This window comes from Coprococcus sp. RTP21204st1_G4_RTP21204_210225, assembly GCF_040915385.1.
Lineage (GTDB): Bacteria > Bacillota > Clostridia > Lachnospirales > Lachnospiraceae > Allocoprococcus > Allocoprococcus comes.
Genome location: NZ_JBCPDP010000009.1, coordinates 1 through 20,088, shown reverse-complemented (window position 1 = coordinate 20,088; position 20,088 = coordinate 1). Strand labels below are relative to the sequence as shown.

21 protein-coding genes, 7 tRNA genes and 1 pseudogene are annotated in these 20,088 nt (G+C 41.7%); 14 read left to right on the top strand and 15 right to left on the bottom strand.

All coding sequences use genetic code 11. From position 1 onward, the window contains the following. Positions 1 to 20: 20 nt before the first annotated feature. Positions 21 to 1,571: a hypothetical protein gene (locus AB5213_RS09970; protein ID WP_368276641.1), complete on the bottom strand. Its 1,551-nt coding sequence runs from the start codon at positions 1,569 to 1,571 to the stop codon at positions 21 to 23. A 268-nt stretch (positions 1,572 to 1,839) separates the two neighbouring features. Then, positions 1,840 to 2,091: a hypothetical protein gene (locus tag AB5213_RS09965; protein WP_195371376.1), complete on the bottom strand. Its 252-nt coding sequence runs from the start codon at positions 2,089 to 2,091 to the stop codon at positions 1,840 to 1,842. Positions 2,092 to 2,143: 52 nt separating this feature from the next. On the opposite strand from AB5213_RS09965, the gene AB5213_RS09960 reads away from it, so the two are divergent. Both AB5213_RS09960 and AB5213_RS09955 read left to right on the top strand, forming a co-directional pair. Beyond that, positions 2,144 to 2,644 (top strand): DNA-deoxyinosine glycosylase, encoded by a 501-nt coding sequence (locus AB5213_RS09960; RefSeq protein WP_008369823.1) that lies wholly within the window; start codon positions 2,144 to 2,146, stop codon positions 2,642 to 2,644. Between the two features lie 147 nt (positions 2,645 to 2,791). Continuing rightward, a tRNA-Arg gene (locus AB5213_RS09955) sits at positions 2,792 to 2,865 on the top strand. 200 nt (positions 2,866 to 3,065) lie between these two features. Here AB5213_RS09955 and AB5213_RS09950 read toward each other — a convergent pair. From AB5213_RS09950 to AB5213_RS09930, 5 genes are all read right to left on the bottom strand, one after another. Further along, positions 3,066 to 3,356 (bottom strand): DUF2325 domain-containing protein, encoded by a 291-nt coding sequence (locus tag AB5213_RS09950; protein WP_008369822.1) that lies wholly within the window; start codon positions 3,354 to 3,356, stop codon positions 3,066 to 3,068. A gap of 198 nt (positions 3,357 to 3,554) precedes the next feature. Continuing rightward, positions 3,555 to 3,986, bottom strand: coding sequence for a flavodoxin (locus AB5213_RS09945; RefSeq protein WP_173687132.1), 432 nt, complete (start codon positions 3,984 to 3,986; stop codon positions 3,555 to 3,557). A gap of 53 nt (positions 3,987 to 4,039) precedes the next feature. Further along, complete coding sequence (locus AB5213_RS09940) at positions 4,040 to 4,639, bottom strand: DUF3793 family protein (RefSeq protein ID WP_055247610.1); 600 nt, start codon at positions 4,637 to 4,639, stop codon at positions 4,040 to 4,042. Positions 4,640 to 4,890: 251 nt separating this feature from the next. After that, complete coding sequence (locus AB5213_RS09935; RefSeq protein ID WP_055156021.1) at positions 4,891 to 5,922, bottom strand: 3-deoxy-7-phosphoheptulonate synthase; 1,032 nt, start codon at positions 5,920 to 5,922, stop codon at positions 4,891 to 4,893. A gap of 26 nt (positions 5,923 to 5,948) precedes the next feature. Further along, a complete protein-coding gene (locus AB5213_RS09930; RefSeq protein WP_055156020.1) occupies positions 5,949 to 6,974 on the bottom strand; it encodes an alpha-hydroxy-acid oxidizing protein in 1,026 nt (341 codons plus the stop codon). Between the two features lie 179 nt (positions 6,975 to 7,153). Here AB5213_RS09930 and AB5213_RS09925 point away from each other — a divergent pair, with 179 nt between their 5' ends. Beyond that, a complete protein-coding gene (locus AB5213_RS09925; RefSeq protein WP_215634667.1) occupies positions 7,154 to 8,248 on the top strand; it encodes a DUF4352 domain-containing protein in 1,095 nt (364 codons plus the stop codon). Positions 8,249 to 8,364: 116 nt separating this feature from the next. Here AB5213_RS09925 and AB5213_RS09920 read toward each other — a convergent pair whose 3' ends face one another. From AB5213_RS09920 to AB5213_RS09900, 5 genes are all read right to left on the bottom strand, one after another. Further along, the gene (locus AB5213_RS09920) at positions 8,365 to 10,938 is read right to left on the bottom strand and encodes a YfhO family protein (protein WP_215634258.1); all 2,574 of its coding nucleotides are present in this window, start codon (positions 10,936 to 10,938) and stop codon (positions 8,365 to 8,367) included. After that, positions 10,925 to 11,881 (bottom strand): glycosyltransferase family 2 protein, encoded by a 957-nt coding sequence (locus AB5213_RS09915; protein WP_055247604.1) that lies wholly within the window; start codon positions 11,879 to 11,881, stop codon positions 10,925 to 10,927. The genes AB5213_RS09920 and AB5213_RS09915 overlap by 14 nt, the downstream gene beginning before the upstream one ends. A 158-nt stretch (positions 11,882 to 12,039) precedes the next feature. Then, positions 12,040 to 12,213, bottom strand: coding sequence for a hypothetical protein (locus tag AB5213_RS09910; protein WP_055247602.1), 174 nt, complete (start codon positions 12,211 to 12,213; stop codon positions 12,040 to 12,042). A gap of 27 nt (positions 12,214 to 12,240) precedes the next feature. Then, entirely contained in the window at positions 12,241 to 13,587 is a 1,347-nt protein-coding gene (locus AB5213_RS09905; RefSeq protein ID WP_173692584.1) for an FtsW/RodA/SpoVE family cell cycle protein, read from the bottom strand. Further along, the gene (locus AB5213_RS09900; RefSeq protein WP_117824244.1) at positions 13,574 to 13,915 is read right to left on the bottom strand and encodes a PadR family transcriptional regulator; all 342 of its coding nucleotides are present in this window, start codon (positions 13,913 to 13,915) and stop codon (positions 13,574 to 13,576) included. The genes AB5213_RS09905 and AB5213_RS09900 overlap by 14 nt, the downstream gene beginning before the upstream one ends. 505 nt (positions 13,916 to 14,420) lie before the next feature. On the opposite strand from AB5213_RS09900, the gene AB5213_RS09895 reads away from it, so the two are divergent. From AB5213_RS09895 to AB5213_RS09870, 6 genes are all read left to right on the top strand, one after another. After that, positions 14,421 to 14,492: transfer RNA gene (locus tag AB5213_RS09895), tRNA-Glu, on the top strand. 35 nt (positions 14,493 to 14,527) lie between these two features. Continuing rightward, positions 14,528 to 14,600, top strand: a tRNA-Thr gene (locus AB5213_RS09890). 28 nt (positions 14,601 to 14,628) lie between these two features. Next, a tRNA-Ile gene (locus AB5213_RS09885) sits at positions 14,629 to 14,702 on the top strand. Between the two features lie 20 nt (positions 14,703 to 14,722). Next, positions 14,723 to 14,796 (top strand) — tRNA-Asp (locus tag AB5213_RS09880). Between the two features lie 22 nt (positions 14,797 to 14,818). Beyond that, positions 14,819 to 14,891, top strand: a tRNA-Val gene (locus AB5213_RS09875). A 26-nt stretch (positions 14,892 to 14,917) separates the two neighbouring features. After that, positions 14,918 to 15,003: transfer RNA gene (locus AB5213_RS09870), tRNA-Leu, on the top strand. Positions 15,004 to 15,086: 83 nt separating this feature from the next. Here the strand turns inward: AB5213_RS09870 and AB5213_RS09865 are convergent. Then, a complete protein-coding gene (locus tag AB5213_RS09865) occupies positions 15,087 to 15,395 on the bottom strand; it encodes a tyrosine-type recombinase/integrase (RefSeq protein ID WP_083804889.1) in 309 nt (102 codons plus the stop codon). A 31-nt stretch (positions 15,396 to 15,426) separates the two neighbouring features. Here AB5213_RS09865 and AB5213_RS09860 point away from each other — a divergent pair. The 3 genes and pseudogenes from AB5213_RS09860 to AB5213_RS09850 form a co-directional block, all read left to right on the top strand. Next, positions 15,427 to 15,525 (top strand): annotated as a pseudogene (locus tag AB5213_RS09860) (helix-turn-helix domain-containing protein); the annotation flags it as partial. A gap of 124 nt (positions 15,526 to 15,649) precedes the next feature. Then, positions 15,650 to 16,141, top strand: coding sequence for a hypothetical protein (locus tag AB5213_RS09855; protein WP_005330996.1), 492 nt, complete (start codon positions 15,650 to 15,652; stop codon positions 16,139 to 16,141). Between the two features lie 50 nt (positions 16,142 to 16,191). Next, positions 16,192 to 16,524, top strand: coding sequence for a DUF3784 domain-containing protein (locus AB5213_RS09850; RefSeq protein ID WP_005330997.1), 333 nt, complete (start codon positions 16,192 to 16,194; stop codon positions 16,522 to 16,524). 726 nt (positions 16,525 to 17,250) lie between these two features. On the opposite strand, the gene trxA is transcribed toward AB5213_RS09850, so the two are convergent. Together trxA and AB5213_RS09840 are read right to left on the bottom strand one after the other, a co-directional pair. Next, positions 17,251 to 17,559, bottom strand: coding sequence for a thioredoxin (gene trxA / locus AB5213_RS09845; RefSeq protein ID WP_055247598.1), 309 nt, complete (start codon positions 17,557 to 17,559; stop codon positions 17,251 to 17,253). Next, positions 17,550 to 18,008, bottom strand: coding sequence for an Rrf2 family transcriptional regulator (locus AB5213_RS09840; protein ID WP_055247597.1), 459 nt, complete (start codon positions 18,006 to 18,008; stop codon positions 17,550 to 17,552). The genes trxA and AB5213_RS09840 overlap by 10 nt, the downstream gene beginning before the upstream one ends. A 195-nt stretch (positions 18,009 to 18,203) precedes the next feature. On the opposite strand from AB5213_RS09840, the gene AB5213_RS09835 reads away from it, so the two are divergent. Beyond that, positions 18,204 to 19,292: a DUF4118 domain-containing protein gene (locus AB5213_RS09835; protein WP_215634257.1), complete on the top strand. Its 1,089-nt coding sequence runs from the start codon at positions 18,204 to 18,206 to the stop codon at positions 19,290 to 19,292. Next, the gene (locus tag AB5213_RS09830; protein WP_055156012.1) at positions 19,277 to 19,795 is read left to right on the top strand and encodes a response regulator transcription factor; all 519 of its coding nucleotides are present in this window, start codon (positions 19,277 to 19,279) and stop codon (positions 19,793 to 19,795) included. Before AB5213_RS09835 ends, AB5213_RS09830 begins: the two co-directional genes overlap by 16 nt. Positions 19,796 to 20,088 lie beyond the last annotated feature (293 nt).

Here is a 20,088-nt window from a genome sequence, read left to right as displayed (position 1 = left end):
CAAAAATTTCTTTCAGCGTTTTATTCTCCAACCCGGATATTTTCTCCATCGATCACAATTTTATATTTTCCCTGAAGCTGTTTAAACGCTTCTGATTCTGCAAGCTCAGGAACTGCCTGGATGGCCTTTTTTACTGCTTCTGCACATAATTCTCTTTCCATTTCCGGATTCTCACAATAACGCTCCAGATAGTTCATCCACAACCTTTCTGAATCCGGTAATACTTCAACCGCCTCTCTGCTGATCTCCCACACTTTCTCATATTCCTGCGCTTCTTCATAAATCAACTGCAGCTTTTCATAAATCTCTTCTAATTCTTCTTCATTCGATTCTAATTTTCTGATCTGTTCATATTGTTCAGCTGCTTTTAAATTCTCACCAAGTTTAAAATAGCTTTCTGCAAGATATTTTCTGACTTCACACTCCTTTTCTCCATTTGTATCCCACCGGTACCACGCCTGTCTTCTAATCATCTCCTCACCAATTCTCTTTGTCAGCCTGTGCCATTTTTCACTCTCTTCCAGAACACTTACCTTCAATAGCGGGTATTGGTACAAATACACTTTCATCTGTATTTTTTCTGCACGTTTCTCCAATTCATCTAATATTTTTTTTACTGCATCTTCTGCGTTTAATCCATCCTCCTGCTGTATACTCCCTTCTTCCAGACTCGCTATGACTACCCGGTATGCATCGGAAAACTCTGTCTCCTGCATTTCCTTATCGAGACTATCCAGGCTATTCACATAATCTTCCCACGCTACATAATAAATAAGTCCCATTTCCAGATAAGGACTGTCCCCATTTTGTTCCACAACCTCTTTTGTCTCCTTTTTCTCCTTTACTCCTTCCTGAACTCCCGCCTCTGGCTGATCCTGATCCGCTGCAATCGCTTTTGTTTCCGGCTTTTTCACTGTCCCTCCGATGATTGCTGCACTCATGATACAAACCGCCAGAATTGCAAGCAAAATCTTTTTTGCCGAAACATTATCCCTCGGTCTTTCCATTTCCCTTTCCAGAAAACCAATTTCTTTTTGCATATTTTTTAATACTTTTATGGCATTTTTCCCACTGCTATAACACTTTCCAAGCATTCTTTTCCAGACTCGCTCTTCTTTCCGTGTAAATGCCTTTGGATCCAGACATTTTTCTACTGTAAATTCCATTATCTTTGCCAGACCATACAGATCATCCGACCGTTCTGTCTTCTGCGAAAGAACCCTTTCTTTCCTTACAAAAAGCATACGAAGCTTTTTCTTCTTCATCTGCTTTAAAAGTTCCTCGTTTTCCGGTTCATTGATATCCAGAAGACAAAGCATTCCGTCTCCGGTTATGATCACTGCATATGGGTTCACATATCCATACGCCGCATCCTCATTTCCACAACGATAATACTGTTCCAGCTGTTTTGAAAGCTGTCTGATCCAATCAAATACTGTTTCTTTTTCCACCCGGATCCCCTGTTTGATATACTCCATCAAAGAACAGCCTTTTGCATAGTCATTTACCATATAACTCCAGCCATTCTGATCCACAAAACGGAGTACCGCATAGTCTCTTCTTTCTTCCATCCTGTTCCTCCCTGTGTCTGTTCATTCATATTAACTTGTCCTGAAAATGCCACATCGAATCATGTGTCTGATATCATATACTTTTCTTGTGATCTGTTGCAAAGCAGAGAATGTCACCCGGTGTATCTTCAGAGTATTTCATTATACCGGATGCAATTTCCTATAAAATAAAATTAGAATCGAATTAGAGTGACTTCACTATACACTGACATCTGCCACTTTACAAGCAGAACTTTTTTTAATAATTCACAAACTTTTTGTTCCAAAATCAGTCACTGATCTTTTTATTTTCTATAATCCTCTGACAGTCACAAGGATTCCCTGTCTTGTGCATTCTGCCAGACTGGTTACTGTTCACAGTACCTGTGACCAGCAACGCATCTCGCCATTTTAAATCGCCTTTGGCGATGGGCGAGATGCCATTCAAGATAAAACGTGCATCCTCCGTGCCAATCAGCGTAGTGATTGACACGGGAGTGAACAGGAACCCGGACTGTACTTTTTCCCACTTGATTTTCACTCCCGTATCGCTTATCCTTTTATTGAATATATTTATGAAAGAAGGCATACCTATGGCTCAATCTTCACATGTACTTCACGAAATCCATCCTGTATTTAACACAGACTCCCGCATTCTGATCCTTGGGAGCTTCCCTTCTGTAAAATCACGGGAAAGTCAGTTTTTCTACGGGCATCCAAGAAACCGTTTCTGGGATCTTCTTGCCACACTTACAGGTGAACCACTTCCTGCCGGCATAGAAGAGAAAAAATCACTGCTCCTTGCACACCACATTGCCGTCTGGGATGTGATCGCCTCTTGTGATATCGAAGGCTCCAGTGACAGCAGTATCCACAATGTCGTTCCCAATGACCTTTCAGAGATTCTTCAGACGGCATCCATCCGGCAGATTTTCACCAACGGTGGCACTGCATACCGCTTATATAAAAAATACTGTTTTCCACAAACTCAGCAAAAAGCAATCTGTCTGCCATCCACAAGTCCGGCAAATGCAGCCTGGTCAAAGAAACGCCTGCTTACCAAATGGAATCAGATCTGTCCTTATCTCGAATAAGAACCAGCAAACCGGCTTTCATCGCCCCGTTCAAAAATGAGGTCAAGATTTTTTGAACTTTTTTCATTTTAATACTTGACATATTATTTTTTCTGATGTATACTTGATTTTGTTGTTGAGCAACACAGTTCAACACACGATATAAATGTGCGTTTAGCTCAGCTGGATAGAGCGTTTGGCTACGGACCAAAAGGTCGGGGGTTCGAATCCTCTAACGCACGCTGTAAGAGGTCTTTCGTGAGAAAGACCTCTTTTTTATATTTGCCAAGCTGGGCACATATAAAAAGTGCCCAGATAATTTTCATACCAGAACACATTCATTTCATTTCTTTTCGCTTTTCCACTCTGCATTCTATCCAAGTGCCACATCCAGCGTCGTTCCAATAAAAGGGATCATGATCCCGGTAAATAAATTCATGCTTTAAACTGCTGCTCCTGCTTCCTGTGTTAAAATCTCTGTCAGAGCCGCACCACTGCTTGTATGACTGCGAACCACCTTCGCATTGCTTCTTTTTGCCTCATCAAGCGCGGTTTTTACCATCTTGTGCGATACTGTATTTGTAAAAAGTACAAACAGGTCAGGCTGTCCAAGCTGCTTATTCAGATCGGCAGACATATGCGTAAATACTTTAGCTTTACATTTAAACTGTTTGCATATTTTTTTATACTGACAGACCATTCTGTCATGACCTCCTACAATTACAACGCTCATTCTTATCCATCTCCTTAATTCATTCTAATAACGATTGTGATTTTTTTGTATGCCGCCCCGCAGAAACGGAGCGGCTCTTTTTTGATGATTATTTAGCTTTTAATTTTTGATTTTTATTTGTTTTTGATTTGATTATAATTTTATTTGATTATTTAGCTTTTTCGGTTTTCTGTTTTATTTAAAAGGTATTCGTATTTCTTATAAGCCAGCCACCTCCCTGCCGAGTGACTCACACTCATCTATTGCATCTGCTCCCGGTGTTCCGTGGCAGATAAGTCCTTCTCCGCCGACGATCTGTGCGCCAGCCTGTTCCATTCTTTCAGCCCATGTACGCATCCATTCACCGTCTCCCCAGTCATAGGATCCAAACAGGGCAACCTTTTTTCCTGATGCAAATCCTTCCAGTTCAGATACAAACGGTTCTACCGTTCCGTCTTCCAGTTCTTCAGCTCCCATTGCAGGGCATCCAAGTACCCAGACATCCTGATCTTTTAAATCAGCAGGCGAAATAGTTTCCATCGGTACTACATCAGCACTTTTCCCTGCTGCTGTAATTCCTGCTCCAATTGCCTGTGCCATTGCTTCTGTATTTCCTGTTCCGCTCCAGTATGCTACACAAATATCACTCATTTTTAAATTCTTCCTTTCTTTTTTCTTTCTATCATCTACCAGGTTTTATTCCTTTATGCAGGCTGTATGTCAAATGGCTGTCTCACGCTTCTTGCTGCATGCCACAGATCCTTCCCTGCCTGCATTTCCCTGATAAATTCCTCTTTTACAACGTTGTAGATAGAAAACATTTTCTTGCGTTCTTCTACGTTCTCATACACTTTCCAGTATCCCTGATAAAGGAAATCTTTTCCGTTATGCTCAATAAACCCTTTCACATCTGCAAGTGGATATCCGAGGAAAATTCCAAGTTCATGTGGAAATTCTGCACTTCCATGCTGATATCCTTCAAATCTCAGATTCATGATCTGAAGCATCTGCGGAAACTCAAATCCCCGATAGCCAAGTGTATCAAGAAATTCGCTGTATTCTTTTTTTCCAAGGATTTCAAGAATCTCTTCTTCTCTGTAGATCAGCCATACTTTTCGGACTCCGCTGTCGCAAAGCATGCTGTATGAAATTCCCATCTCTTTCAGACTTTCCGCAACTTCCTTTTCACTTACATTTTTCAAGGTCAGAATATTGGATGGCTTTACACCGGTCAATACCGGAGCACACTGCCATGCAATTTCCATCTGAGCAGATGTCTGTACATCTTTCTGCATCCAGTTCATGTTGTTTTCCTCTTGTATGAGTTTGTTTAAATTTATTTTAGTTAGCTTTTTCTAACTATTTATAGTCTACTATATTAGTGGGATTTTGTCTATAGGAATTTTTGAGAAGTTTTCTCATTAACCCGTAATTTATGTTTTTACAACATACATTCTATCTGTCCTGGAAATATATCTTACTGTAATTTTGTAATCATTTCTGCAAAAAAAAGTGTATCAAAGTTTTTCAACCTTGATACACTGTATTTTTACAATTAACAGTCTTCCGCAATCTTATCAATCAGTCTCACTGTATCTTCCCATCCAATACACGGATCCGTAATCGATTTACCGTATACCATATTTCCGCCGATATCCTGTCTTCCTTCTACCAAGTAGCTTTCTACCATTACACCTTTGATCAGTTTTTTCAGCTTTGAATCATAATTTCTTGTGTGCAGCACTTCGCTTACGATTCTGAGCTGTTCTTTGTACTGCTTGTTAGAATTGGAATGATTGGCATCAATGATCGCTGCAGGATTCTTCAAATTCTTCTGCTCATACATATCCAGAAGTCTCTTGCAATCCTCATAATGGTAGTTTGGAATCGTTGTGCCATATTTATCCACGCCGCCCCGCAGGATCACATGTGCCAGATCATTCCCACCTGTCGTCACATCTTGCCCACGATAAATGAAGCGGTGCGGTCCCTGTGCTGCAACAACAGAATTGAGCATTACCGATAAATCTCCACTTGTCGGATTCTTCATCCCAATCGGGATATCCATTCCGCTCGCAGTCAAACGGTGCTGCTGGTTCTCAACCGAACGCGCACCAATCGCTTCATAAGAAAGAATATCATCCAGATAACTTCTGTTCTCCGGATAAAGCATCTCATCTGCTGCTGTCAGATAAGTCTCCTGCATGGCTCTGATATGCATTTTACGGATTGCAATGATTCCGGCAAGCAGATCCGGTGCCTGCTCCGGATCCGGCTGATGCAGCATTCCCTTGTATCCCTCTCCGGTTGTACGTGGCTTGTTCGTGTAGATTCTTGGAATGATCATCAGCTTATCCGATACTCTGTCATTTAACTTTGCAAGCCTGTTCACGTACTCACATACCGAATCTTCATTGTCCGCCGAACATGGTCCGATGATCACCACGAATTTGTCTGATTTCCCTGTAAAAATATCACGGATCTCCTCATCCCGCTTCGCCTTGATAGCTTTTAATTTATCCGATAACGGATATTCGTTTTTCAGGTCTGCCGGTAATGGCAGCTCTGCGTTCACTCTCATTCCCATTGTATTATCCTCCTGCATGTATTTTTCTAGTCCTGATAATATCTTACCATATCTCTTGTAATTTCTGAAACAGAATGTGCACCGCACATCTGCATGGCATCTTTGAGTTCTGCTCCCAGCTTATCAATGTAAAGCTTCACACCTTCTTCTCCACCGCCATAGACCGCTACAACGAACGGCCGGCAGATCAGTACACCGTCAGCACCAAGTGCAAGTGCCTTGAAAATGTCTGTACCGGAGCGAATCCCTCCGTCAACCAGAATCTTCATAGAACCGTTCACTTCTTTTACAATCTCTTCCAGCACTTCTGCAGTTGCCGGACACTGATCCAGCACTCTTCCTCCGTGATTAGATACGATGATCGCATCGGCACCTGCTTCTTTTGCTTTTCTCGCGCCTTTCGCTGTCATCACGCCTTTGACGATAAATGGTCTTCCAGCCATCTTCACAATCTCGGAAAGCTCCTGTACATTCTTGCTTCCTGCCGGCGGATTCATATTTTTCAGAAACGGAAGTCCTGCCGCATCAATATCCATCGCTACTGCAAATGCTCCTGACTTCTTCACCAGTTCCATCTTCTCCCGGACAGTATCCAGATTCCAAGGCTTTACTGTAGGTATCCCGCATCCATCATTTTCACGGATTGCCTCCGTTGCAGCCTCCATTACCTTTGCATTCACTCCATCTCCGGTAAATGCGGCAATTCCGGCATCTGCACAGGCTGATACCAGTACATTATTATAAGAAACATCATCATACCTGTCACTGTAGTGCAGATTCACGGCTCCAACCGGTCCTGCAAAGAACGGCATCTTAAATTCCTTTCCAAATAAATTCACAGAAGTGTCTGCCTCTCCGCCATCACAGATCGTATCCATGTTCACGCGGATCTCCTGCCACTTTTTATAATTTCTGATCGCAGTATCACCAACACCTTTTGCGCCCGGTCCCGGTATCTGGTTTTTACATGCTCTTCCATCACAAACCGGACAGGCTTTGCAGTAAAGCCCCATAGATAATTTTGCGTTTTCCATCATTTCCTGATATGTCATATCATTCCCTGCTTTCTTTTGTTTTCCTGTATCTGACAGCTTCGACTTTCTGCCACGTTACTTAGTCAGTATGATATCACTTTTCTGTCTGTTCGACAAGAATACCTCCTTGTTTTTGACAGGATTTTCCCCTATAATAAAAACAGAACACTTGAATCATAAAGGAGACTTAACTTAGAATGAAATGCCCTGTATGCGGTCACAAAGTCCGCCCCAGCAAAAAATATCCCGGCAAATATCTCTGTGATACCTGCCGTAAAAGATTTCCGGCATCCGCTGTAATTCCGGATGATACAGATACCCGAAGTGCCAGATCTTCTGCTCATAAGCATGGATCTGTTTCCGGAAAAAAGCGCCCGGCTGCCAGACAGCAGGCTTTTTTCGACGATCCCCTGAACGGACCGGAGATCTACCACAGCACAGCTGCTGCCATGCGCAGCATGCGTAAAAATGTTCCGGATGTAGAAGAAGCAGAAGCTCAGAAGAAAGCCACTGAAAAAAAAGAGACTGAAAAAGTTTCTACAGACAAACCCTTTTCCGGAAATGAATCCTCCGTACAGGAGCATGCTCCAGTTCCAGAACCAGTTATCAGCTCCGGTCAGGCAGATGAACCTGCTGCTAAACCAGCGCCAGTTTCCAAAAACGATACTGCAGGCACAAAGTCCGATGTATCTTCTGATGATGTAACTTCACCAGACCAGCTAACACCCCCCAAAAAGAAACACAAAAAAAGTCTGCCGTTTATCATCCTGATTCTCATCCTGATCATTATTGCGGTTATATTCCTTTTTTCCAAAATGCACACTTCTTCTGACAATTCTTCCGGCACTTCAACACCGAAGAAGACAGCTGATGCCACCAAAGAGATCTATAAGCAAAATGAGACCGCCGCATACAATGGCATTGAGATCACGATGGACAGCTACGTAGAATCCGAAGGAGATGACTGGTCTGTCCCGACAGAAGGCAATGAATTTATGTTTGTCCATATGACAATTGTCAATCAGACATCTGATGATCTGGTCATCAGCAGTATGGCAAGCTTTGAAAATTATTGTAACGATACCAAACTTGACTACAGTGCAGCTGCATTTACTGCTCTTGCAACCACAAGCGACCAGCCAAAGCTCGATGGAACGATCGCTCCCGGCGAAACCCTGGAAGGATATCTTTCTCTGGAAGTCCCACTGAACTGGTCTACCATCGAAATCCGATATACCGATAAGATCTGGTCTGATGATGCCGTTCATTTTCAGATCAAGCGCCAGGAGTAAACTACTACCTGCAGATACATGGATGACAAAAACAAGCTTCTTCGGAATTCTCTGTCAAATAAAAAAAGGATGCAGCTCTAAGACTGTATCCTTTTTTATTTCAGAATCTTAAAGATTCACTCCGCGCATTTTTTCTTTCTTACTGCCCCTGCGATCACAATCAGAACGCCAAGACCTGTCAGTATCTTTCCTGCTGTCACTCCAGGCGCATGATACAAAATTCTGATTTTATGTTTTCCTGCTTCCAGATGAAATCCCAGAAACGCTTTATTCACTTTTTCACATTTCACCTTTACGCCATCTATCGTCATTTCAAACCCTTTATCAAACGGAATGGACGTAATGAACATTCCATCCTTCTGACTTTTAATTCTCCCCTGGATCAGATTCCCTTTCGTCTGCTCTTTATCCACCCTGAATACACTCTGATAAAGGCCGGTATCTTCATTTAATACGCCGTTATATGCACTCATATCTTTAATCGTATACTCTCCTTTTCCAAGAGATAAACGGACCGTTTTCTGCCCCTTTTCCAGTCCTACTGCATAGGTAAATACGGTATTTCTGTTATAATACACATGCTGGATTGACGAAAGTTTATTGCGCTCTCCTTCCAGGGATATTTCGATATCCTCTTTCGGTTTTTTATTTTCGATTCGAAACTGTACAAACAGAACTCCATCTTTCTCTTCCTGTTCCGGGACAGCCACTTCGAATTCCTGTTCCTTTTTCATTTTCACCTGATATCCGTTTTCAGTCGGGACAACCAGTGAAATCCCGTTATTCTTTTCCGGAATCCGAAAATCACATTTCTCTATGTCTTCTGCCAGTTTTTCTTTCACCTGTCCTGCCGATACAGTTCCGTCCTTTGTCACAGCATATCTGGTAAATACCAGCTGATTATATGGGAAATCCAGTCTGTCATATTCCGCTTCCGACATCGTCTGATCCGTCTCATAGGCAATCGGTGCTGCATTTTCATTACAGTACACATCCCCTCCCCCGGTCATCCACTTTTTCTCATATCCCGGTATATTCTGACTGGAGATCAGATATTTCACTCCCATCAGCTGTCTGAATACCGGATTCTGCGAAACCGACTGCATCAGAAAATTTCGGTACGGCTGCTCTACCTGAAAATCATTTTTACGGAAATTCTGATAATCAGCATTATAGGAAGACGAATACAGGGATGTAATATATTGTTCACTGTTCCACACACGATTCAGATTTTCCGCATTTTCCTCTTCATTTCCAACCTGCTCGACCCGGTAGAATCCACTATCTGATGTAATTGCCTTGTCCACAGCTTTCCCGATAGACCGGCTAGTATCTTCCTCATATGCTTTCCTGCTCTCCAGATTTCCACTCTTTTCCCAGGAATAGCTTCCGGTAACAATAAGGCTCAGGATCACCGGTCCCAGAACGGCTACTGTCAGATACTTCCGAATCCATGCACTATACGCTTGTGCCACGCAGATCAACAGTGTTATGACCGCATCCAGCAAAAGTAGTTTCCAAAGGACTTCGCTTTTCACATCATCCTTCTTCAGATAAATATATATGATAATTGCCAGACATGGAAGAAGCATCCAGATTCTCGCTATTTTCTGATTTTTCAGCTTCTCCAGATATTTTGCCGTAAGATAGCACAGAAGCGGCAAAAACGGGATCAGCGACTTCGGTCTGATATAAAGTGCACCATTGAGCAGATACGAAAAAAACGGAACTGTCAGCACCACCAGACAACCAAGCGACAGGATCTTCTCATAAGCCTTTTTATAAAAAAGTCCGGTCAGCAAAATAATCAGCATCAGACAGCTAAGTCCCGGTCCATATGCCCCATACAGAAATTTTTCCAAATTGATCTGCGGTGTCAGAAGCTGCCAGATATCTGTTTTTTCTCCCTTGCTTCCGCTTCTCCCGAGAAGAGCCATCGCAGTCGGCACAAGAAGAACTCCTGCAAGCATGATCGCCGTCAGAATCCTTCCTGCAAACCGCAGTCCGTCACCTAGAAATCCTTTTACCGTAATCATCTCTTCTGCCCGCTCTTTTGTCCTTGCATACCGGTAAATTCCATATAGACCAAGCGCCAGTATTCCACCGATGCTGAAATAAAAGCTTGTCATGATCATCAGAAAGGTTCCGCCGATCAGCAGACCAGATTTTTTCTGTTCAAAATATCGGTCGATTCCGCAAAATGTCAGACAAAGAAATGGCATATAATTTACAAACATAATCTGATGCGACGACTGATAGATCATAGGTCCTGCGAAAAGAAACATCAGCGCTGTCATCCCGCTTACCGCAGCTGTAAATTCCCGGCTTTTCAGCCACCGGTACAAAATTATAACCGCTGCTGCCAGACAGACAATACTTGCCACCATCATATAATCCGACATCTTCACATTCGGCAGAAGATAACCGATCAAAACGACCGGACTAAACAATCCATAATAAGAAAAATTGTAAATATTCTGACCACCGCCAATATTTAATGCAAACTCAGGAAAAAACTGCCCTGTACGATAAAACTGCTGTCGAAAATATTCCGGGAACACACTGTGCTGACTGCTCCAGTCCACCTTTGCCCCGAAAATATTTCCTGCGCCTGTAGAGTACAGACAGGCGGCAACCGTAAGCAGGATCAGTGCCATTTCCCATAGCAGACCTTTTCTACGTTCTTTCATGCTTCTGCTCCTTATCATCGCTGGAATCCTTTAAAATAAAAATCGGACGTTTCTTCGTCTCAAGATAAGTCTTTGACAGATACTCCCCTACAATTCCGGTACAGAGAAGCTGTACTCCGCTGACCATGAAAATAATACAGGCAAGTGACGGCCAGCCAGATACCGGATCTCCCCAGACCAGCGTCCTTACTACGATCACTGCGATCATAATAAAGGAAAGCACGCAGAACAGTACACCCACTACCGACGCCAGTGAGAGCGGTGCCACTGAAAATCCGGTAATTCCCTCCACCGAATATTTAAACAGCTTCCACATGGACCACTTGGTTTTTCCGGCAGAGCGCTCAATATTATCGTACTGCAGCCATTTTGTACGGAATCCAACCCAGCCGAAGATTCCCTTTGAAAAACGATTATACTCGCTCATTTCCAGAACTGCCTGCACCATCTTCCGCTTCATCAGCCGGTAATCTCTCGCTCCATCTACAATCTCTGTCTTTGAAATAGCATTGACAAATTTGTAAAAGCTTTCTGACAGGAAAGAACGGATACGTGGCTCTCCGGTTCTTGTGACCCTTTTTGTCGCTACATTGTCGTATCCATCCTCCTGCAAGATCTCATACATCTCAGGTAATAGCGTCGGTGGATCCTGAAGATCTACATCCATAAGTGCAACATAATCGCCTTCCGATGCTTTCAGTCCTGCATAAATCGCAGCTTCCTTTCCAAAGTTTCTGGAAAATGAAAGATATCTGCACCTGCTATCCTTTTCATTCAGGTCTTTCATGATACCAAGCGTCGCATCTGATGAACCATCATCTACAAAAATCAGTTCAAATACAACATCCTTCATCTCGTCCATTACACGGCACATTTCTTTATAATAAACAGGCAATGCCTCTTCTTCGTTATAACATGGTACTACTACCGAAATCTTATCCATATTCTTCACCTCGAAAGTAGAGTTTACTCTCTTTTTATTAAATATGCACATCCATTTTCCTTAATATTTTCTGAAAAATTTCTAAACAGAAAATTACACTTTGAAAAAAGTGTGCTCCGGCATTTTCCAGTCCCAGGGCACACACATTTTCCATACCTTTATTCAACAATTGTATACTGAAGTAATTCATAATGAAGGCGGCTTCCTTCCCGGATCTCTTCCGGAAGAAGTGCTCTTGCTACCATCTTTGCCTCTTCCTCCGGCAGATTGGTCCGCTTCAGCATCGCATAATCTCCATCGATTCTCTCTACAATATAATCACAAACCAGCATCTTGTTCCTCCTCTTTTTTCTTCTATCTTAGCTCGCCACCGCTCTTTTTTCAACTACAAGCTCAGGAGTTACATTCTGATGCCGGTAAATACTCAGCAAAATTCCCATCAATACTGCTGAAACCATCTGGCCACTTCGTCCATATCCGAAGAACAGACACCAGGCTCCCTGACCGAACCTGGATACCCCAATGTTCGCCAGCAGTGATAACAGAAACTGAATTGCCAGAACCATCACACAGCCAAATCCCATCATCATACCAAGCTGGTTCTTCTGCTTCAGCGCGCTTCTTAAAAACCAGCACAGCAAACCGGCAATTATTGCAATACAAAGAACCATCACAAGAATTCCACAATACCCCGCAATTCCAAGCATCATATAATCCGCGGAACTGATACGGTCCCCAGTCCAAAAGTCCTCTACTCCGGTGGCACGTCCAACTGCCATACATTTCGACAGCAGTTCCCGTACTGCCCCAAGCGTTGTTCCTTCCATCATTTGTGACTTATTCACTGCAAACATCGCCAGGATACGGCTTTTCTGATATTCCGCACCAAAGAAGAAAAAATATGCCAGTATGCCAACCGGAACTCCAACAACACTGATACCTATTCCGGTCATCACCTTTGTAACCGCAACCTGATACCATCCCTTTTCCAGTGCCAGCATCAGCATAAAGACACAGGAAAGTCCAACCGTCCCTGCCATCACAAGATCCGGACAGGTGATCAGGATCCCTGCGATAAGCAGCATCCAGACTATGGCTTTAAGAACAGCACCATATCCTTCTCCCCGGTACCTATACAACACTGCACCATACAATGGAAGAAACAGCCAGCTCATCAGCGAAAGACTTACAATGAAGCCGCCGACTCCAATCCATCTTACTGCACCGTTAATCTGAAGGGCAAAAAAATGTCTCATCAGAACCATAAACAACAGATAACTTCCTGCCAAAAGCCTTGCGTGCTTCCCGATCCAGCTGTAATCCATATAACACACCAGGATCATAACCGAAAATGCCATCGCAAGCCGGAATATCTGCCGGATTCCTGCGATATATCCATAACTTTCATTCTGTTTCAAAAAGAAAGCTGCAAACATTCCACTTAAAATCTGCATCAGAGCGATTACAAAAATTGCTTTCCATGGCATCTTCGGTCTGTGGATCTGATCCATCTCCACTCCGACTTCCACCGGATCACCCATCTCCTCCACAGCTGCCTTCTCAGCTTCTTCTTCCTTCATCCCTTCTGCCATAAAAGCCTGCTTTTGATCTTCAATATGATCTTCTACTTCCTTTGTAATAACCGGACACATTTTCTTGCAGCGGATCTGACCGGTCATCAATTCCAGATAATCACGCCGTTCCAAAACACACACCTCCGATCACCTGTAAAATAGCCTCCGAATACTCTTTCCACTCTTTCTTTTTTGCCTGATACTGCTTTTTCCCATCTCTGGTAATCCGGTAATACTTCCTCATCTTTCCGCCGGCTTCCTGCTCATATACGCTAAGCCATCCTTTTTCTTCCATAGAATGCAGTAGCGGATATAAGGTTCCCGCTTTTAGTTCAAATACATTGTTTGACTTTCCTTTCAACGTATCGATCATCTCATATCCATACATATCCTTCTCTTCCAGAAGGCTTAAGATCAAAAGAGTCGTACTCCCTGATATCAGACTTTTATCAACTGCCATTTCTTTCTCCCTCCTTATATCGATTACCTATATACTTTGTACCTTCATATTATATCGATAATCTATATACGTCAACTGTTTTGCTGAAATTTATCTCTTCTTCAGAAGTTTTTAAGATATTTCAGGATTTCTTTATCCGCCCGTCACATTCTTTCCATAATTTCCCGTTATACTAAATGCATAAAGTTAAGGGACGCCGGTAATCCTATATGATATAAACTCTGTAAGATTATCAGGATGTCCGCCTAAAAAATCAGGCATATGTCTTTGACCTATACCTTTTATATATATCTTCTCTCTACTCTGCCGATACAGTTTTGTATCGGCTCTTTTTTTCAGCTTATGAATTTTCAGCTTTCCGACACAGATATTCCTCATTTTCTCCTTAAGCTAAAAATTCAGCCGAAAAATTTTATTTTTTTCAAAAAAACACTTGTCAAAATCATATAGTTATGCTATTATAATTTTCGGTCACTGTTATAAAACAGTTCACCAAAATAGTTTTGGCTCCGTGGTCAAGCGGTTAAGACATCGCCCTTTCACGGCGGTAACACGGGTTCGATTCCCGTCGGAGTCACTTGGTTTAAGCCAATTGTATATACACAGCAATATGCCGATGTGGCTCAATTGGCAGAGCAGCTGATTTGTAATCAGCAGGTTATCGGTTCGAGTCCGATCATCGGCTTTTGTCCTTAGTGGGACGTATTTAATTTGGACCTTTAGCTCAGCTGGTTAGAGCAATCGGCTCATAACCGATCGGTCCCGGGTTCGAGTCCCTGAAGGTCCACTTTTTTAACAATTTCATATGGCCCGATGGCTCAGTTGGTTAGAGCGCCGCCCTGTCACGGCGGAGGTCGTGGGTTCGAGTCCCATTCGGGTCGCTTAACTGATTATTCAGTTTTCGGGATCATAGCTCAGCTGGGAGAGCATCTGCCTTACAAGCAGAGGGTCATAGGTTCGAGCCCTATTGGTCCCATTTTCATTATAATTTCATAATGATATGCCGCAGTGGCGGAACTGGCAGACGCCCGGGACTTAAAATCCCGTGGGTAGTGATACCCGTACCGGTTCGATTCCGGTCTGCGGCATTAGTTAAAAATGGGAGAAACGTTGAATTTACAGCGTTTCTCTTATTTTTTTGTTTTAAAATGTTTGAACACCTTTGAACACTTTATGATGAAATACCAAGATTCTGAAAAGCAAGCCTGTCATTCTTCCTCTTATTGACATTCCGCAAGTAATGCAATGTTGTAGCTGTCTCACTATGTCCCATTAAATAACTAAGGGTTGTAAGATTATTTCCGTCAAAAGCTGTTGAAGCATTGTAAAAGCGGATTTTATGACTGGAATGATAAGGAACACCGGCTTCTTTGCAATATTTCTTCAAACGGCGATTAAAGCTGTCTGTTGTCATAATCTCGCCGTTGGGTTCAAAGACATATATTCCATTTGGATTTAATTCCTTTGCTTTGTGAAGAATTTTAAGTGCTTCGTCTGTAAGGAACTGTTTACGGAATCCATTTCAAAGACTGGACGCAAATTTAATCTGTAAACTATGCAACTATTTTGAATGTGAAATTGGTGAGTTAATTCGATATGTAAAAGAATAAAGTGATAAAAGGGTATGCGAAAATAAAAAATATTCGCATACCTTTTTAATTGAATATTTTATAAAATGGAATTATACTGTGTATAACATGAAACAGACAAATCGGTATTTGGGGAGAATAATGAATGGCAACATGGAGTGGTATAAGAAAAAAGTTGGAAACGGAATATCTGGCTCAAAGTCTGCAAGGTCATATTCAGTATTATGTAACATCATATAGTAAGAGTCCCGACCATGAGGGACGGGCGGCAATAAGATATGATGGAAAAGAAATCATCAAAGGATGCTATTGGAACAATTGGTCGAAAGCAGGCATGTTTCCCCAAGACGAAAAATATGAGAAACGCATAAAAGTAGAAAATGCGTATATGGACGATGTAGCTATAAAATTGGGAATTTTTGACCAACGCTGTTTTTATAATGCATTTGCAGAGTTTGATAATCAAGATATTGAAACAAGCCTTAAAAGTGAAAATTTAATCGTAAAAATATTTGCTGTATTGGATAGACGAGTTGGTAAACGGAGATTAAAAATTATGAAAGAAACAATAATGGACGAACCAGATACATTCCAAGAGTTTTATGCAATTCGGGTAAAAGCAGAAGGACTGTTATAAATTTCAGTTTATCGAATTAAGAAAAACGGAATTTAAGGAGGTGCTTATAAATGAAATTAGTAGATTTAGCAACAGGTTCTGATTGGATAGTGTGGATTGTCTTTGTGATATTTGCTGTATTTTCTATTATTTTACTTTCTGGACACGGGAGTTGGTTTATTTCCGGATATAATACGGCTTCAAAAGAAGAAAAGGAAAAATATGATGAAAAGAAGTTATGCAGAACAATGGGAATTGGAATGTCTATTATAGCAATTCTTGCATTGACAATGGGCTTGCTTGAAAATATTTTGCCTGCATTTTTTGTATATATTGCATTGGGGATTATTTTGGTTGATGTCGTAGTAATTATCATTTTAGGAAATACACTATGCAGAAAGTAACAACTTTTTAGTTTGTATGCGACAAACGTTTGAACACTTTTTGAACACCGCAACCGTGATGAAGTCTCCAAAGCCCCTTTCTATCAGTATTTTTGATTACTTAAAACGGTTCGATTCCGGTCTGCGGCATTAGTAAAAAGTAGGAGAAACGTTGAATTTACAGCGTTTCTCTTTTTTTCGCAACAAAACGGGAGCGCAAAATCCCCATGCTCTCCCATCTTTCAGTTCATCCATTCTTATTCTTCAACAGCCCATTTCTCAATCTGTTTCATAAATTTCTCATCTTCTGAAATAACTTTTACCGGCTTCTTATAATCAATTGCCATAAGTCCCAGTAGTCCAAATCGGGTTAATCTTTCTTTGTTTATTGCAAAATTCATAACTCTTCGTTGACACATGTAAGCGATTCGACTACCTGTGTATGCCGTAATCCAAGCTGTATCCTTATCAACTCCGAGTTTTATCAAATTCTTTATACAATTCTGTGGGGTTTTCCATTGCTTCCAGATACACATATGCAGCCTATAACAAATTCTTGCATCTAGTTCTTTACTACAGCTTCCTTCAGATTCCACCTCACAATGGACACCCCTGCTGTTCAGCTATATACTTCCTTGTTACCTAGGCGTATTCGGGACTTTCACCCGTTAGAGCGCGCCCATGGCGCGCAAACTACAAAAAGGATGTGCCTTGGCACATCCTTAGATAACTTATTCTATATTCTGCTTACCGAATCAGCTGTTCCAGCTCACTCTTTTCCTGAACTCCTAAAGTTCTCTCTGCGACCTTTCCATCTTTGAATACGAGAAATGTCGGAATTGACATTACCTTATATTCTCTGGCAAGCGCCATCTGCTCATCCACATTCACCTTACCTACCTTTACATCTGTAAGCTCCTGTGCGAGTTCATCAACAACCGGTCCCATTGTCTGGCATGGTCCACACCATGTTGCCCAGAAATCTACCAGTACTGGTTCTTTTGCATTTAATACTTCTTCTTCAAAATTCTCTGTTGTTAAATTGATTACTGACATGATAGACATCCTCCTGTTTCATTATCTTTTTCTTCTTTAAGGGCAGTAAGCCGTTCCTCTACTTTCTGGATCGTGATTCTTTCCAGATAATCATTACAGCTCCTGTTCATCCCTGTTACAAGTTCGTCCATAACTACAGACATCCCACTTGCAACCAAACACTTTTTATCCGGGTTTCCTGAACGCCAGGATGCTTTTACAAGCGTATTCTCCAGCGCATCACTGATCTGCCTCAGCGTAATATCCGAATTTGCTTTTGCGATCCGGTAACCGCCTCCCATGCCTTCTCTTGTCTCGATCAGACCGGCTTTTTTTAGTTTTCCCATCACTCTGCGTATGCATACAGGATTTGTACATACATTATCTGCGAGTTCTTCACTTGCGATAGTAGCATTGCTGCGATCCAGAAATACAAGTGCATGAACCGCTATTGCAAATTCACTTGTCACGCTTCTCCCCTCATTTCTTATATATTGAACTGTATTTTTTTTAATTACAGTTTATACTGTAACAATATCACATACAGTTTGCCATGTCAACCTCTTTGTCTGGATTTTGTTATGATTTTTTATCTCTGTTGACATTTGCGAGGAAATATGATAGTTTTTTGTGAAAATTTTGTTTATTTATGAGGATTATCTGCTATGAATAAATTATTACATAACAATACACTTTTTACACTCACACTACTTGGCATCGCGACCGCACTTGCCTTTCTTTTTTTCTCGTTCGTTTCTGAAAATACTGCAAACATCGCATTACTTTATATTATTGCCCAAATCTTGATTGCACGATATACGAACGGATACCTGCACGGGCTCTTTTCTTCTGTTTTCTCCGTAATCTGTATCAATTTCTTCTTTACCTATCCGTTTTTCCGACTGAATTTCACATTGAGCGGCTATCCGGTCACATTTATCGGAATGTTGATCATTACATTGCTCACCACAGCAACCACTTCCCGTCTGAAGAAACAGACAGAAATTCTTGCAAAGCAGGAAAAACAAGTACAGATTGCACGTCAGGAATCCCTTCGTGCTAACCTGCTCCGTGCAGTTTCCCATGATCTGCGTACACCACTGACCAGCATTATTGGAACCACTTCCTCTCTTCTGTCTGATGGTTCCATCTTATCAGATGCAGAAAAAAGAGAACTTCTTGAAAATATTGAAAATGACTCCAGCTGGCTCCTCAATATGGTTGAAAATCTTCTCAGTGTAACAAGAATCAATGATACGGTTACACATCAGGTTAACAAAACGCCTGAAATTGTAGAAGAAGTTGTTGCTGAAGCTGTACAACGTCTGAAAAAAAGATTTCCTTCAGCCAGTATTATTGTCCATGTTCCAACCGATTATCTACTGATTCCAATGGACGCAATTCTGATTGAACAGGTTCTAATCAACCTTCTTGAAAACGCTTTGATCCATTCTGGAAGCAGCCATTCTCTGGAGCTTACCGTCACTGATCATCCAGACCACGTAACCTTCTGTGCCAAAGATTTCGGACATGGTCTGAACCCGAACGTTATTCCGGATATTTTCAGTGGCATCTGCCACAATACTGGTTCCGTTGACTCCCACAAGGGTATGGGAATCGGCTTATCAATCTGCAAAACGATCATTGACGCACACAATGGTTATATCGAAGCCAAAAACCACACCAATGGTGCTTTATTTCTGTTTACATTACCAAAAGAAGAGGAGGAAAACATTCCATGCAGCCAAAAGTAAATATCCTTTTTATAGAAGACGAACAAAATATCCTTACTTTTGTTACAAAGCTGTTATATGGGCACAATTATAAAGTAACAACCGCCATAACCGGTACTGAAGGTCTTCAGCTGATAAATTCTATCTGTCCAGATCTCATTCTCCTTGATCTTGGGCTCCCGGATATGGATGGTCAGACAATCATCCGGCAGGTTCGTGAATGGTCCGACTGTCCAATCATCGTCATCTCTGCCCGTACAAATGAACATGAAAAGGTAAAAGCTCTCGATCTTGGCGCGGATGATTATATCACCAAGCCATTCGGTTCCGCCGAACTCCTTGCACGTATCCGCACCTCACTCAGACACAGTACCCGGATGAATACCTCTTCAGATCAACTCTTCCACCCTTACAAATGTGGTGAGCTAATACTCGATTTTGAAAAACGTACCCTGACTATCAGTGGAAATATCGTTCATTTGACTCCAATCTCTTTTCAAATTACATATTTTCTCATAAAATGACTTTATCAAAAGAAATACAAAGAACTGGAGTGAGAGAGGCATGAATATTGGAATGTTACTTTTGGTTATAATTGGAGGCTTTGCAGGTCTTTTTTCTACACTTTATATTTGTATCAGTCTTCCATTCACCATTATATGGAAGATTTATCGCCGGGTTGCAAAAGGCATCCCGATTATGAAATAGCTGTTTCGTTTAACATCCTAATTCCAAATAAGAAGGGGCTGTGAAATAAGTTCCTAAAAGAAATAGGACCATTCGTTCATGCGAAAGGTCCTATTTTTGTGGTAAAATT